Origin of the sequence: Bradyrhizobium sediminis, assembly GCF_018736085.1 — a bacterium.
Classification (GTDB): Bacteria; Pseudomonadota; Alphaproteobacteria; order Rhizobiales; family Xanthobacteraceae; genus Bradyrhizobium; species Bradyrhizobium sediminis.
The window spans coordinates 4,610,739-4,624,156 of record NZ_CP076134.1; the positions used below are offsets into that span (position 1 = coordinate 4,610,739).

Annotated in this window: 17 protein-coding genes and 1 pseudogene; 12 read left to right on the top strand and 6 right to left on the bottom strand. The window is 63.8% G+C overall.

Features of this window, described 5'->3' with window-relative positions; all coding sequences use genetic code 11:
- The first annotated feature begins 155 nt into the window (after positions 1-155).
- From KMZ29_RS22135 to KMZ29_RS22170, 9 genes are all read left to right on the top strand, one after another.
- Positions 156-971, top strand: a complete 816-nt coding sequence (locus tag KMZ29_RS22135; RefSeq protein ID WP_215621199.1) for a PAS-domain containing protein — start codon at positions 156-158, stop codon at positions 969-971.
- Between the two features lie 116 nt (positions 972-1,087).
- Positions 1,088-1,549 carry a GNAT family N-acetyltransferase gene (locus KMZ29_RS22140; protein WP_215621200.1) on the top strand — a complete coding sequence of 154 codons (462 nt, stop codon included), beginning with the start codon at positions 1,088-1,090 and terminating at the stop codon, positions 1,547-1,549.
- A gap of 233 nt (positions 1,550-1,782) precedes the next feature.
- The gene (olsA, locus tag KMZ29_RS22145; RefSeq protein WP_215621201.1) at positions 1,783-2,619 is read left to right on the top strand and encodes a lyso-ornithine lipid O-acyltransferase; all 837 of its coding nucleotides are present in this window, start codon (positions 1,783-1,785) and stop codon (positions 2,617-2,619) included.
- 91 nt (positions 2,620-2,710) lie between these two features.
- On the top strand, positions 2,711-3,652 hold the full coding sequence (locus KMZ29_RS22150) for an aldo/keto reductase (protein WP_215621202.1): 942 nt from the start codon (positions 2,711-2,713) through the stop codon (positions 3,650-3,652).
- A gap of 53 nt (positions 3,653-3,705) precedes the next feature.
- Positions 3,706-4,005, top strand: a complete 300-nt coding sequence (locus tag KMZ29_RS22155) for a hypothetical protein (RefSeq protein ID WP_215621203.1) — start codon at positions 3,706-3,708, stop codon at positions 4,003-4,005.
- Positions 4,002-4,205 (top strand): hypothetical protein, encoded by a 204-nt coding sequence (locus KMZ29_RS26810; RefSeq protein WP_249779761.1) that lies wholly within the window; start codon positions 4,002-4,004, stop codon positions 4,203-4,205. The genes KMZ29_RS22155 and KMZ29_RS26810 overlap by 4 nt, the downstream gene beginning before the upstream one ends.
- 193 nt (positions 4,206-4,398) lie before the next feature.
- Positions 4,399-4,560 (top strand): hypothetical protein, encoded by a 162-nt coding sequence (locus tag KMZ29_RS22160; RefSeq protein WP_215621204.1) that lies wholly within the window; start codon positions 4,399-4,401, stop codon positions 4,558-4,560.
- A 197-nt stretch (positions 4,561-4,757) separates the two neighbouring features.
- Positions 4,758-5,015 carry a hypothetical protein gene (locus tag KMZ29_RS22165; RefSeq protein WP_215621205.1) on the top strand — a complete coding sequence of 86 codons (258 nt, stop codon included), beginning with the start codon at positions 4,758-4,760 and terminating at the stop codon, positions 5,013-5,015.
- A 56-nt stretch (positions 5,016-5,071) separates the two neighbouring features.
- Positions 5,072-5,716, top strand: a complete 645-nt coding sequence (locus KMZ29_RS22170; protein WP_215621206.1) for a SagB/ThcOx family dehydrogenase — start codon at positions 5,072-5,074, stop codon at positions 5,714-5,716.
- A 34-nt stretch (positions 5,717-5,750) separates the two neighbouring features.
- Here KMZ29_RS22170 and KMZ29_RS22175 read toward each other — a convergent pair whose 3' ends face one another.
- Positions 5,751-6,356, bottom strand: a complete 606-nt coding sequence (locus KMZ29_RS22175) for a TetR/AcrR family transcriptional regulator (protein ID WP_215621207.1) — start codon at positions 6,354-6,356, stop codon at positions 5,751-5,753.
- An 81-nt stretch (positions 6,357-6,437) separates the two neighbouring features.
- Here KMZ29_RS22175 and KMZ29_RS22180 point away from each other — a divergent pair, with 81 nt between their 5' ends.
- Positions 6,438-7,229, top strand: a complete 792-nt coding sequence (locus tag KMZ29_RS22180; RefSeq protein WP_215621208.1) for a crotonase/enoyl-CoA hydratase family protein — start codon at positions 6,438-6,440, stop codon at positions 7,227-7,229.
- A gap of 343 nt (positions 7,230-7,572) precedes the next feature.
- Here KMZ29_RS22180 and KMZ29_RS22185 read toward each other — a convergent pair whose 3' ends face one another.
- The 3 genes and pseudogenes from KMZ29_RS22185 to KMZ29_RS22195 all read right to left on the bottom strand — a co-directional run bounded on the left by KMZ29_RS22185 (position 7,573) and on the right by KMZ29_RS22195 (position 9,470).
- Positions 7,573-8,280 carry a glutathione binding-like protein gene (locus tag KMZ29_RS22185; RefSeq protein WP_215621209.1) on the bottom strand — a complete coding sequence of 236 codons (708 nt, stop codon included), beginning with the start codon at positions 8,278-8,280 and terminating at the stop codon, positions 7,573-7,575.
- A 176-nt stretch (positions 8,281-8,456) separates the two neighbouring features.
- Positions 8,457-8,692: pseudogene (locus KMZ29_RS22190) on the bottom strand (hypothetical protein).
- Between the two features lie 16 nt (positions 8,693-8,708).
- Positions 8,709-9,470 carry a sulfite exporter TauE/SafE family protein gene (locus KMZ29_RS22195; RefSeq protein WP_215621210.1) on the bottom strand — a complete coding sequence of 254 codons (762 nt, stop codon included), beginning with the start codon at positions 9,468-9,470 and terminating at the stop codon, positions 8,709-8,711.
- 122 nt (positions 9,471-9,592) lie between these two features.
- On the opposite strand from KMZ29_RS22195, the gene KMZ29_RS22200 reads away from it, so the two are divergent.
- Positions 9,593-10,492 (top strand): LysR substrate-binding domain-containing protein, encoded by a 900-nt coding sequence (locus KMZ29_RS22200; protein WP_215621211.1) that lies wholly within the window; start codon positions 9,593-9,595, stop codon positions 10,490-10,492.
- Positions 10,493-10,568: 76 nt separating this feature from the next.
- Complete coding sequence (locus KMZ29_RS22205) at positions 10,569-10,817, top strand: hypothetical protein (RefSeq protein ID WP_215621212.1); 249 nt, start codon at positions 10,569-10,571, stop codon at positions 10,815-10,817.
- A gap of 123 nt (positions 10,818-10,940) precedes the next feature.
- On the opposite strand, the gene KMZ29_RS22210 is transcribed toward KMZ29_RS22205, so the two are convergent.
- On the bottom strand, positions 10,941-12,026 hold the full coding sequence (locus KMZ29_RS22210) for an IS5 family transposase (protein ID WP_215621213.1): 1,086 nt from the start codon (positions 12,024-12,026) through the stop codon (positions 10,941-10,943).
- Positions 12,027-12,332: 306 nt separating this feature from the next.
- Complete coding sequence (locus KMZ29_RS22215) at positions 12,333-13,418, bottom strand: IS5 family transposase (protein WP_215621214.1); 1,086 nt, start codon at positions 13,416-13,418, stop codon at positions 12,333-12,335.

Genomic DNA, 13,418 nt, shown 5'->3' on the forward strand with positions numbered 1-13,418 from the left:
TTCCATCGATAGATCGAATATCATTTGAAGCAACAGATCGGAAATCCGCCTCGATCGAGTCAACCGCATTTTAGGGCTGGCGCAGGAAATCCTCCCGCTGTTGCAACGATGCGTCATGCTGCAGCCCTTACTCTCGTCACGCAACGAGACCCGGCATGCAGTTCGACTGGCGCGCAATCTCCGGTCCGGCCCTGACGACAGCGACGGCGCTGCTCGCCTTCCTGGTCGATCGCAATCTCGTTGCGGTGCCCAACCCCGCGCCGCTGTTCGTCTGCATCGTGGCGTTCGCGGCTTCGCTGAGCGGCATCGCCTCCGGGCTCACCAGCGCCGCCATTGCGGTGGTTTCGTCCGCGCTGTTCTTCCTCAACCATCGCGCGACGCCGGGCTACGACATATCCGACCTGGTGCGCATGGTGCTGCTGGCGCTGACCGCGGCCGGCACCGCCGTCATCACCGGGTTGCTGCGCCAGAAATGGGTGGACGCCTTCGCCTGGCAGCACCGGCATTACGCCACCGCGGAGCGGCTGCGGGCGGCGCTGGACCAGGTCGACATCGGCATCGTGCTGCTCGATTCCGACACCCGCGCCGAATTCATCAACCGCGCCTTCCGCAGCTATTTCTCGCTTCCCGATGCGAAGGCCGACAGCAGGCCGCCCTTCATCGCGCTGATGTATCACGGCCGCGATACCGGCGCGTTCGAGCTGCCGGAGGACGAGTTGAGCGCCTTCATCGCCCGGCGCACCGAGATGATACGGTCGGGCGATTCGACGCCGATCAACATCAACCTCAGGGATGGACAGGTGCTGCGCTTCAGCTGCACGGCGTTGCCCGACGGCGGACGCATGCTGAGCTACACGCCGGTGACCGACCTGGTGCGCTATACCGACGACCCCGCCAGCGCCGACTACTACCGGTCGCTGCGCGGCGGCGGCGAACGCAGCCTCGCCCGGCACCTGCGCGCCGCCGAATAGCGGGCCGGTCCAGCATCGAACCGAGATTGATCCTCTCCGGCTGTGTCTCTAATAAGGGCACGCCATCATCGGCCGCGCGCGCCGATGACGCTTTCTCCATCCATGCAGGATCACCAATGTCCAGCGACCTATCGATCCGTTTCGTCACCCGGCAGGACTACGACCGATGGCTGCCCTTGTGGGACGGATACAACGCGTTTTACGGGCGCTCGGGTGCGACCGCGCTTTCCCCCGACATCACGCGAATGACGTGGGCGCGCTTCTTCGATGCCTATGAGCCGGTGCATGGGCTGGTCGCGGAGAGCGGCGGAGAATTGCTCGGCCTCACGCACTATCTCTTCCACCGCAGCACCACGGCCATCGAGCCGAGCTGCTATCTGCAGGATCTGTTCACCAGCGAGGCCGCGCGCGGCAAGGGCGTGGGACGAGCGCTCATCAACGGCGTCTACGAGCAGGCGAAACTGGCGGGACTGTCGCGGGTCTACTGGCAAACGCACGAAACCAACCTCACCGCGATGCAGCTTTACGACAAGGTGGCGGAGCGCTCCGGATTTGTCGTCTATCGCAAGCTGTTTTGACGGGCTTTCCGGCCAAGACTGTGGATAAGTCCACCTGTCATGCCGGCGTAACAAAGCAAGGTTAGGTTGCGCTCGCGTCTGATCAGGTCCCCCGTCACAGATCACGCGCCCCAAGCGGTCCCCGTCAGTCGCCGCGTCTGACCGGGGCCGCATTTTTTTGCGGTGCCGTTTGTCGCGTAGCGTATAACCCTCGCGGCGCCATCGCCGCGCCAGCGTCCAGGTTCGACCGCCGCATGATCCGCGTCATAGCCATCGCCCTTGCCTTCGTCGCCCTCACGCTGGTGCTGCTGCCGTTCCAGCTGATCGGCCTCGCATTCGACCTGCGGCTGCAGCGGAGCATTCCCCACCTGTATCACCGCATGCTGTGCGCGCTGATCGGGGTGCGGATCCGCGAGGTCGGCCTGCGAACGGCCGATAGCCCGGCGCTGATCCTGTCCAACCACGCGTCGTGGCTGGACATCTGCGTCATATCGGCGCTCGGGCCGGTGGTGTTCGTCGCCAAGAGCGAGGTCGCGGGCTGGCCGCTGCTGGGCTGGCTGGCGAAATTGCAGCGAACCATCTTCATCAACCGGCAGGCACGGCATCAGACCGGTGCGGCGACACGCGAGATCGCCGGCCGGCTGCTCGGCGGCGACGCGGTGGTGCTGTTTGCCGAGGGCACTTCGAGCGACGGCATCCGCGTGCTGCCGTTCCGCTCCTCGCTGGTCGGAGCGGTGCATCACGCGCTCGGCAGCTCGGCGCACCACACCCACGTCACCGTGCAGCCGATGTCGCTGGCCTATGTCAGCCTCAGCGGCGTGCCGTTGGGCCGGGCCTTGCGCGAGCGGGTGGCGTGGTACGGCGACGCCGACCTGATCCCGCATCTGGCGCGCGTGCTGGCGTCGGGCGCCGTCGACGTCACCGTGAGCTGGGGCGAGGCGGTCGCCTACGACATGAGCGCGGATCGCAAGGCGATCGCGCGCGATGCCGAACAATCGGTGCGCCGCATGACCGCAGCGGCGCTGCGAAATGCGCCGGCCGCGCCGGCTCCGGCCTCCGGACGGTTGCGGCCGCTACCCGCGCAGGCCTGACCCGCGCGGCACGGCCGCGCCTTGCGGCTGCAGCGCGGCCGGGCCACAATATCGTCCCGTCTCGCGCCCCCAATCCGCACAGGATCGATCCATGCAAATTCGCAATCTCGGCGGCTCCGGCCTGCGCGTTTCCGCCGTCGGCCTCGGCTGCAACAATTTCGGCCAGCGCACCGACCTCGAGACCTCGCGCAAGGTGATCCACAGGGCGATCGACCTCGGCATCACCTTGTTCGACACCGCCGACATCTACGCGGGAATGGGCGGTTCAGAGACCGTGCTGGGCGAAGTGCTCGGCGACCGCCGCAAGGACATCGTGCTGGCGACCAAATACTCCAAGCCGATGGCGACCGACGGCACCAGGCAGGGCGCGTCGCGGCGCTACATCATGTCGGCGGTCGAGGCCAGCCTGAAGCGGCTGAAGACCGACTACATCGATCTCTACCAGCAGCACGATTACGATCCGCTGACGCCGATCGAGGAAAGCTTGCGGGCGCTGGACGACCTGATCCGGCAGGGCAAGGTGCGCTACATCGGCAATTCGAATTTTCCGGCCTGGCGCATCGCCGAGGCCGAGCTCACCGCGCGGCAGATGAACGTCAACCGGTTTGTATCGTGCCAGGACGAATTCAGCCTGGTGGTGCGCGATATCGAAAAGGATCTGCTGCCGGCGGCGCAGGAATACAAACTTGGGCTGCTGCCGTTCTTCCCGCTGGCCAGCGGCCTGTTGACCGGCAAATACCAGCGCGGCGCCACGGCACCCGCCGACACGCGCTTTGCCAAGGCGCCCGCGCTGCGCGACCGCTATGTCACGCCGCGCAACGAGGACATCGTCGAGAAGCTGCAGGCGTTCGCGCAAGCGCGCGGCCACAGCATGCTCGAGCTGGCGTTCTCCTGGCTGGCGTCGCGGCCGCAGGTGTCGAGCGTGATCGCCGGCGCCACCCGCGTCGAGCAGGTCGAGCAGAACGTCAAGGCGATCGGCTGGACGCTGAGCGCGGAGGATCTCGCGGAGATCGACAGGATTACGAAGGGGTAGTGCCCCCCTGCTCGAAGCATTTGGATTCCACTAGACTAGCTAAAGCTACGGAAATGAATAATTTTCAATTGAACCTGACTAAGGATGTCATTGAGTTGATATCGCCTGCGGCGGTGGGCGACGTCTCCGTTTCGATCTCGAAGGGACCCAACGAGGTCATCGTCGAAGCTAAACTAACGTCGAGAAACCTTTCTCTTTGGATCTATGAAAATGGGGCATCGATCCTGGGAAATGGTATCGACATTCGGTTTGAGGTCGCAGACCATCGCGAACCGTCTGTGCTCGCTGAGACGTTTTTGAAGAAGGTGAGCGAAACCATTCCATCCGGAGACACGCAGCGGTCCGATTCATGACAAATCGGTCAGAAACTCCGGCCCCGCGCCGCCTCGCCTGCTCCGGCTGCGGAACCGAATTCACCTGCACCTTGGCGGGGCCGTGCTGGTGCGCCGAGGAAACCGTTCGCCTGCCAATGCCGGTCGATGGCGGCGATTGCCTGTGCCGGGATTGTCTGCGGAAGGCGGCGGCGCAGGCGGCCGCAAGCCCGCAATCCTAGGCATCACCGTCGTTGCGAGGAGCCACCGGGTCGCGCGAACAGCACCGGATTCCCGTCCGGATCAAATTCGACGAGAAAGCCGCGGTTGCGATTTGCGCTTCGATCACCTTCCCCCGCACGACGACAAGGCGTCGACGGATGCGTTAACCCGCCAAGGTATATTTTGCGGCGGCAATCTCCGCGAGCATTCTCGATGACCCGCTTCATTCTTTATGTGTGCATGGCCTTCGTCACCGCCTTCGTCGGCGTGTCCTGGGCCTCGCGCGGCTTTCCGATGCATTTCTCGGGCCCGGTCAGTGTTGGCCCGTTGCAGCCAACGGTTACCGCCACGTTCGGCGACCAAAGCGCTATTTGAAACCGGCGGATTTTGAAGGTGTCGCAGGCAAGATGGTCGCGACCGTGGTCAAGAACGAGCGCGTGACCGGCAAGGCTTGCGCGGGCTGAGGCTTTTCGCTCGCGGCAGGATCGGCCGTTTTCTTGATCTAGAGCAAGACGCGCCCGCCGTTTTTGGCGCTACAGTTGTTGCGACGTCCATTGACTGCGGAGGTCAGCATGTTCGTGGTCCGTATCAAACGGTCCAATGAAGATTTCGATTTCAAGACGTTTGACTCGGCGAAGGCGGCGCTCGCCCGATTCAGGGCCGCCCAGAAATTGCTGATCGACGGCCGGCTGGAAGGGTGCGCGCTGTTCGAGGCCAGGGCGGGCGACGCCGAGAGCGCCGTGGCCATGGTCAACCAGGGCACGGCCACGCTGATCGATTCAAATCTCGGTTCCGGTGCCCCGCCGCAGATTTCCGCACGGACGGCTTGACCAGCGGAAGACCGGAACGCTGCAAGACGGCAATTCAACGACAGGAGACCGGCGCGATGAGTACCCTGACCAAGCTGGCGCTCGGTGCGATGGGGCGATTGCGTCCCAAGCCGGCGCAAGGCGATGCGACGCCGAAGATCGCGCTGCCCGCCCCCGACAAGGCCGGCGGCATGCCGCTGATGGAGGCTATTTCGAAGCGACGCTCGGAGCGCGAGTTCGCGCGCACGGAATTGCCGCTACCGCTGCTCTCCAGCCTGCTATGGGCCGCGAACGGCGTGAACCGCCCGGACGGCGGACGCACCGCGCCCTCGGCGATGCACGCGCAGGAGATCGACATCTACGTGGCGCTGCCCTCCGGCGCATATCTGTACGACGCCGACGCCAACGCGTTGCAGTTGGTCGCGGGTGCCGACCTGCGGCGGGTAACCGGCTATCAGGATTTCGTCGATGAGGCGCCGCTCGACCTCGTCTATGTCGCGGACCACAGCCGCATGCGGCTGGTGCCGGTCGCAAGCCGCGAGAGTTTCGCCTCCGCCGCAGCCGGCGCGATCTCGCAGAACGTCTACCTGTTCGCCGCCGGCAACGGGCTCTCGACCGTGATCCGCGCCTGGATCGATCGCGACGCGATCGCCAACGCGCTGGGACTGGGCCACGACCAGCAGGTGCTGCTGTCGCAGACCGTGGGTTTTCCCAAGGGCTGACCGTCACGTCGTCAACCGCTCCTCGCGGCGATCGTCATCGGCCGGCGGCGGCGCGCTTCCGCCGAGCCGGCAGTGCGGCCTTCGTCAACGAAGCTGCCGCCTCGCCGGCCGTCTCCATATAGGACGGGTCGCGGTGCAGCAGCACGACGGCGAACGAGCCATCCAGCAGCAGCAGGATCTGGCGGGCAAGCTGTCCGGCCTGCGCAATTCCCTCGGCCTCGAACGCAGCGCGCAGCCAGTGCTCGAACTTCTTCTTGTGGGCGGCGCCGATCCGGATCGCCGGATGCCCGGGCATGTTGGCGAGTTCGGCCGAGGTGCGCAGGAAGCCGCAGCCCTTCCATTTGGGATGCCGCGCCGAACGGGCGAGATTGCGGAAGATACCCTCCACCTTGTCCGGCAACCCGCCCTCGGTCTCGGCGAACCAGCGCTTGAACAAGGCAAGATTGGGCTGATCGCGGGCGGCGAGATAGGCCGCCACCAGATCGTCCTTGCTTTTGAAATGATAGTAGAGGGTGCGCTTGGTGAGCCCGGCTTTCGCCGCCACCGCGTCGACGCTCACGCCCCTGATGCCGTCATCGTAGAACAGCTTGCTCGCCGCTGCGATAATGCGTTCACGGGTATCGGTAACGGGCCGCGCCATGTCGCGTATGTATACTAACCAGTGAATATACACAACGGCCTGCGCCCCATAGGGTGCCCGCAGGATTTTGGGAGATCGAACATGTCCGAAGTTGTGCTGCTCGACGTCACCGGCGGGATCGCCCTGGTCACGCTGAACCGGCCGGAAAAACTCAACGCGCTGAATTACCAACTGATCGACCGCCTGATGGCGCTGCTGGACAGCATCGAGGTCGACCCCGGCATTCGCGCCGTCATCCTGACCGGCGCGGGCGACCGCGCCTTTTCCGCCGGCGCCGACATCCATGAATTTTCCGCAAGCGTGCGCCGCGGGACCAATCTGGCGATCCGCGACTTCGTGCGGCGCGGACAGGCCATGACCGCGCGGCTCGAGGCTTTCCGGAAGCCCGTGATCGCCGCGATCAACGGCATTGCGTTCGGCGGCGGTTGCGAGATCACCGAGGCCGTGCATCTGGCCGTGGCCAGCGACAAGGCGCTGTTCGCCAAGCCTGAAATCAATCTGGGCATGCCGCCGACCTTCGGCGGCACCCAGCGGCTGCCGCGGCTCGCCGGGCGAAAGCGCGCGCTCGAACTGCTGCTCACGGGCGACCCGTTCCCGCCGTCGCGCGCATTGGAGGTCGGGCTGGTCAACATGGTGGTGCCGCATAGCGAACTGTTGTCAGCCGCGCGCGGGTTGGCGACGCGGGTCACCCGCCATTCGCCGCTGGCGATCGGCGGCATCATCACCGCCGTGACCCGCGGTCTGAACATGGGCATCGCCGAGGGGCTGCAGATCGAGAGCGAGCAATTCGCCGCAATGGTGCCCAGCCATGATCTCGGCGAAGGCCTCGCCGCATGGATCGCGCATCGGCGGCCGGTCTACAGCGGCGAGTGACGATTATGCCGGATAGGCTAGCCCTCGCCAAATCGGGACCGTCATTGCGAGGAGCGTAAGCGACGAAGCAATCCACTTTTTGGCTTATGGATTGCTTCGCTTCGCTCGCAATGACGGATGATGGATTGAGCACCATCCGCCGGAGCCCGTCATCGGGCGGCGCATTCGCGCGATCCGTTGGCTCGCAATGATGGTTCATCTATCAACCGTCATGCCCGCGCTTGTCGCGGGCATCCACGTCTTTCTTCCTTACCAAGCGTCAAGACGTGGATGGCCGGGACATCTAGCGCGAAGACGCGCTTCGCGCTTTAGCCCGGCCATAACGAAGTAAATCTTCTGCGCGCTACCTCACCACCGCCGCGGTCTGCCCGAACAGCAGCTTGCGCTCTTCCTCGGTGCGGATCGCCGGCTGGCCGAAATTCGGATTGACCTCCTTGGCCATGGCGTAAGCGCGCACCGTCGCCGGCCGCTCGCGGATGGTCTCGAGCCAGCGCTTGAGATGCGGGAAGTCGTCGATGTTCTGGCTCTGGTTCTTGTACGGCACGATCCAGGGATAGCTCGCCATGTCCGCGATCGAATAGTCGCCGGCGATGAACTCGCGATCGGCGAGCCGCTTGTTGAGCACCCCGTAGAGCCGGTTGGTCTCGTTCACATAGCGGTCGATGGCATATTTGATCTTTTCCTGGGCGTAATTCGAGAAGTGGTGGTTCTGTCCGGCCATCGGCCCGAGCCCGCCCATCTGCCAGAACGTCCATTGGATCGCGTCGTAGCGGCCGTAGATGTCGGCGGGCAGGAACTTTCCGGTCTTCTCGGCGAGATAGAGCAGCATCGCGCCGGACTCGAAGATCGAGATCGGCTTAGCCCCGCCTTTCGGCTCGTGATCGACCATCGCCGGGATGCGGTTGTTCGGCGCGATCGCCAGGAACTCCGGCTTGAACTGGTCGCCCTTGCCGATGTTGATCGGGAAGACCTTGTACTTCAGCCCGGTCTCTTCGAGGAACATCGTGATCTTGTGGCCGTTCGGCGTGGTCCAGTAATAAAGATCGATCATGGGCGTTGCTGTCCTGCTGGAGCTGACCTGTCATCCAATTTGGATGCGTTTGCATGAATGTTGCCGGAAGGCGGCGGCGAGTCAATGGCATTGGCGCCGCGCGCGGGATTGTGATGAGGCGGCTGCCGCCGGCACTATTTGATGATGTTAGCAGAAGTCAGTCGGTGCGGCCGTGGTCAGCCGACGCGGCCGTTATCCCGCAGGAATTTTTCACGGCCTCGGTGAGCATCACTTTGACGCCGGCGCCCACGATCGCCTCGCGCGTGGCATAGCCGCGGTCGACCGCATCTTCCCAGATCGTCAGCCGCGGGCATGAGGTTCGCCACGCCTCGATCGCCTCGGAATAGGTTCTCGGTTCGCGGGCGATCCATTCGACGAGATCGAGCACCAGCGGGTCTGTGGCGTCGGCCATCCGGTTTCTCCTTTCGTCAAAAGGCGAACGCATTGCTGCGCGCCAGCAAGAGCCAGCTTCCGTAAATGATGTAATAGCAGGCCACCGTCGTGATCAGCCATCCCGCCCAGGTGCGGAACTGGAGGTCGGTCATGGCCTCGAGGAAACGCCGCGCCAGCGTGGTGCCGGTCATCGACGCCGCGACGGCGACAATCGCCAGCACCGGATCGAGCGTGGCGGCCTGATCGATGATGCCGCCGAAATAGACCAGCTTGACGAAATGACTGGCTACCTGACAGGCAGCCTTGGTCGCGACCACCTCGCGGCGGCCGAAATTGCCGCCGAGAAAGAAGGTGTCCATCAAGGGCCCGGAGACGCCGGTCATCAGCATCAGACCCATGCAGATGAAGCCATAAAAGCTGCCCTGCCAGATGCTGTCGGGGTTGGGCTTGAGGTTCCGCGGCGTCAGCCGCGCCATGAACGGGGTCACTCCCAGCAGCAGCAGCGCGATCGGCTTGTCCGGCACGTAGCGGGTGATCGACCATGCGCCGAGCGCCAGCGCGCATCCGATCAGGTAGATCGCGACCGGCCGCCACCTTATGTGGCTGCGCCACAGAAAGGCGCGCCAGCCGTTGGACGCCATCTGCGTGATCGCATGCAGCACCATCGCCGACGGCAGCGGCAGGATGGTCAGGAGCACGCCGATCAGGATCAGGCCGCCGGCCATGCCGAACAGGCCGGACAGGAACGCTGTCGCGACCATCAGCAAGCCGAGGGCGGCAATCAGAAGCGGGCTCATCTCGAATCTCCGGCGGTTATTTGTGCCTCGCCTATACCGGCGGTGCAAACTGAGTTACCTTGGCCTGGCATCAGTTTTGCTGAGGGTGGCAAATTCTTGGGGTGGCAAGTTCTCGGGGCGAAATGCGGCGGCTGCTCTTTCTCAACGGCATCAAGGCGTTCGAGGCCGCCGCGCGCACCGGCAGCTTCGCGGGCGCCGGCGCCGAGCTCAACGTGTCGGCGGCGGCGGTCAGCCGGATGGTACATCTGTTGGAAGACCGTCTCGGCGTCTTGCTGTTCGAGCGCAAGGCCAACCGGCTGGCGATGACGCCGGCCGGGCGCGCCTATCAGAGCGGGCTGACGCCGATCTTCGACGCGCTGGCGAGCCTGACCGCGCAGGTGACGGCGCCGTCGAGCGTCCGGGTGCTGACCATCGGCGTCGGCCCGACCTTCGCGATGCGATGGCTGATCCCGCGGCTGGCGGATTTTCGTAAACACGCGCCCGACATCGACGTGCGCATCACCACCGGCGGTGCCGCGGCGCCGTTCGGCAACGACTGGAGCTGCGGCATCAAGCTCGGCGACGGCAAATGGCCCGGCCTGGTCGCCGAGCCGCTGTTCGCGGCCAACCTGGTGCCGGTATGCGCGCCGAAGCTCGCAGCGCAGTTGAAACGTCCCACCGATCTCAAGGGACCGAGCCTGCTGCGCGTCGCGCATTCGCCCAATGACTGGCCCTCATGGCTGAAGGCCGCCGGCGTCGCCCGGGTTACGGTGCGTGGGCTTGAATTTCAGTTTTACGGCCAGGCCCTGCAGGCTGCCGTCGACGGGCTCGGCATCGCCATGGGCATCCGGCCCTACATCGACGACGACATCGCCGCGGGACGGCTGGTCGCGCCGTTTGCGCTGACGGTGCCGAAGGGCATGCAATGGTATCTGGTCTATCGCAGCTTCCAGACCGAGCAGCGCGATTTCGCCGCGTTCCGGCGCTGGATCATGCGATCAGCCGCGGGACCGGCGCTCCGGGACAAGGGTCGAAAAAAATAGCCGAAATGTGAACCGGATCACGTTCGGTCTCATCGGCTCGTGCTTCCTTGGCTCCAGGAATATCTGGAGCCGCGGAATGACCTACGAGGGCTTTGCGATCGAATCCTTCGAAGCCGGCAAGGGCCTCTGGCACGCCAGGCTCAGGCGGGCGGATCTGAAGCCTGTGTCGATCGGCGGCGTCTCGTTTTCGGCCCTTGAAATCGGCTTCGCCTGGCCCGATCCGGATGCCGCCGTCGCGGACGCCAAGAATCAGATCGACCGCCTCAACCTCAAGCGATACGCGGCGGCCGGGCAGACGCCGCAGACCGAACGGTCGGCCGCCTAGCAGTCTGCTGAAAAACCTTGAAATGGAGAGTTTTCGTATTGTCGCCGGTCGTTGTTGGGGCGGCGCGGTGGAGTTGGATGTAATTTTCTAGTCTGGTGTTGGGTGTACCCTGACGCCGGGTGGCTAAGCGGCAAGCAGTTTGGGAATGCGGATCAGGTTATAGGCGATCAGATTGAGCAGGAAGTCGGCGGCGACGCGGCCGATGCCACGATGTTTGGTCTTGCGCATGGTGCCATGCTGCTTGCCCCATCCGAAAATGCACTCGACCATCGCCCGGCGCGATTGCGACATGCCGTACCCCGAATGCCGCGTGGTTCGTTCGTCGATGGCGCTGTTGCGGTTCTTGCCGGTTTTGGTGACGGCCTGGTTCTGTGTCACATGCGGCGTCACGCCGATGGCGCGAAGATTGGCGACGTGATCGGCCGTATCGTACGCCTTGTCCTCACCGACCGTGATGCGGCGGCCTGCGGCTTTGCGTCTCGCCTTCAGCATGGTCTCCGAAGCCCGGCGTTCGGCGGTGCCATTGGCATGCGTGACCCTGCCGGCCACCGCCAGCCCATGCCGGTTCTCCATGGTGGCGTGGCCCATATAGCAAAGCTTGGCCTCCCGGCCGGCCGCCTTGCGATAAAGCCTGCTGTCCGGGTCGCTGGTGCTCGCATGGGTGTCGTTCTTGCGCTTCTGGCCGTGGAAGTTGGCGCCATCATCATCGTCGCCGCTGCCGTCCTTGGGGCGAAAACTCTTCTGCGACGCCCAGGCTTCGATCAGCGTTCCGTCCACCGAAAAATGCTCATCCGACAATAGCGATTTGACCTGAGAATGGTTCAGAAGCCTGGTCATGAACTTCGTGAACACATCCCCGTTCTGCAGCCGCTCCCGGTTCTTGGTGAAAGTGGTCGGGTCCCAGACCGGATCGTCCGGCGACAGCCCCACGAACCAGCGATACAAAAGATTGTAGTCCAGTTGCTCCATCAACTGGCGTTCCGAGCGGATGCCGTAGAACACCTGCAGCAGCAAGGCGCTCAGCAATTGCTCTGGAGGGATCGAAGGACGTCCCTCGCTGGCGTACAACCTCCCAAGGCTGCGGTTCAAATCACTCAAAACATCCCGGACAAGTTCCCGGACCTTCCGCAGCGGGTGGTTCGCTGGCACACGCCTGTCCGGCGCAATGTACGAAAACAGGTCGCCCTGATCCGTAAACCTGCCGCGCATGATCGCCTCCGCCGATTCGAGATGATAAAGTGAATCATCAAGCACCCTCCGTGGCGAGGGGGTTCTTCAGCAGACTGCTAGAGCGTTTCAAGCGAAGTGGATACCGGTTCGCGTGAAGAAAACGCGTCAAAACAAAAAAGATAGAGCCCCGTTCCGATTCAATCGGAACGGAAACGGCTCTAGCAGTCTGCTGAAAAACCTTGAAATGGAGAGTTTTCGTATTGTCGCCGGTCGTTGTTGGGGCGGCGCGGTGGAGTTGGATGTAATTTTCTAGTCTGGTGTTGGGTGTACCCTGACGCCGGGTGGCTAAGCGGCAAGCAGTTTGGGAATGCGGATCAGGTTATAGGCGATCAGATTGAGCAGGAAGTCGGCGGCGACGCGGCCGATGCCACGATGTTTGGTCTTGCGCATGGTGCCATGCTGCTTGCCCCATCCGAAAATGCACTCGACCATCGCCCGGCGCGATTGCGACATGCCGTACCCCGAATGCCGCGTGGTTCGTTCGTCGATGGCGCTGTTGCGGTTCTTGCCGGTTTTGGTGACGGCCTGGTTCTGTGTCACATGCGGCGTCACGCCGATGGCGCGAAGATTGGCGACGTGATCGGCCGTATCGTACGCCTTGTCCTCACCGACCGTGATGCGGCGGCCTGCGGCTTTGCGTCTCGCCTTCAGCATGGTCTCCGAAGCCCGGCGTTCGGCGGTGCCATTGGCATGCGTGACCCTGCCGGCCACCGCCAGCCCATGCCGGTTCTCCATGGTGGCGTGGCCCATATAGCAAAGCTTGGCCTCCCGGCCGGCCGCCTTGCGATAAAGCCTGCTGTCCGGGTCGCTGGTGCTCGCATGGGTGTCGTTCTTGCGCTTCTGGCCGTGGAAGTTGGCGCCATCATCATCGTCGCCGCTGCCGTCCTTGGGGCGAAAACTCTTCTGCGACGCCCAGGCTTCGATCAGCGTTCCGTCCACCGAAAAATGCTCATCCGACAATAGCGATTTGACCTGAGAATGGTTCAGAAGCCTGGTCATGAACTTCGTGAACACATCCCCGTTCTGCAGCCGCTCCCGGTTCTTGGTGAAAGTGGTCGGGTCCCAGACCGGATCGTCCGGCGACAGCCCCACGAACCAGCGATACAAAAGATTGTAGTCCAGTTGCTCCATCAACTGGCGTTCCGAGCGGATGCCGTAGAACACCTGCAGCAGCAAGGCGCTCAGCAATTGCTCTGGAGGGATCGAAGGACGTCCCTCGCTGGCGTACAACCTCCCAAGGCTGCGGTTCAAATCACTCAAAACATCCCGGACAAGTTCCCGGACCTTCCGCAGCGGGTGGTTCGCTGGCACACGCCTGTCCGGCGCAATGTACGAAAACAGGCCGCCCTGATCCGTAAACCTGCCGCGCAT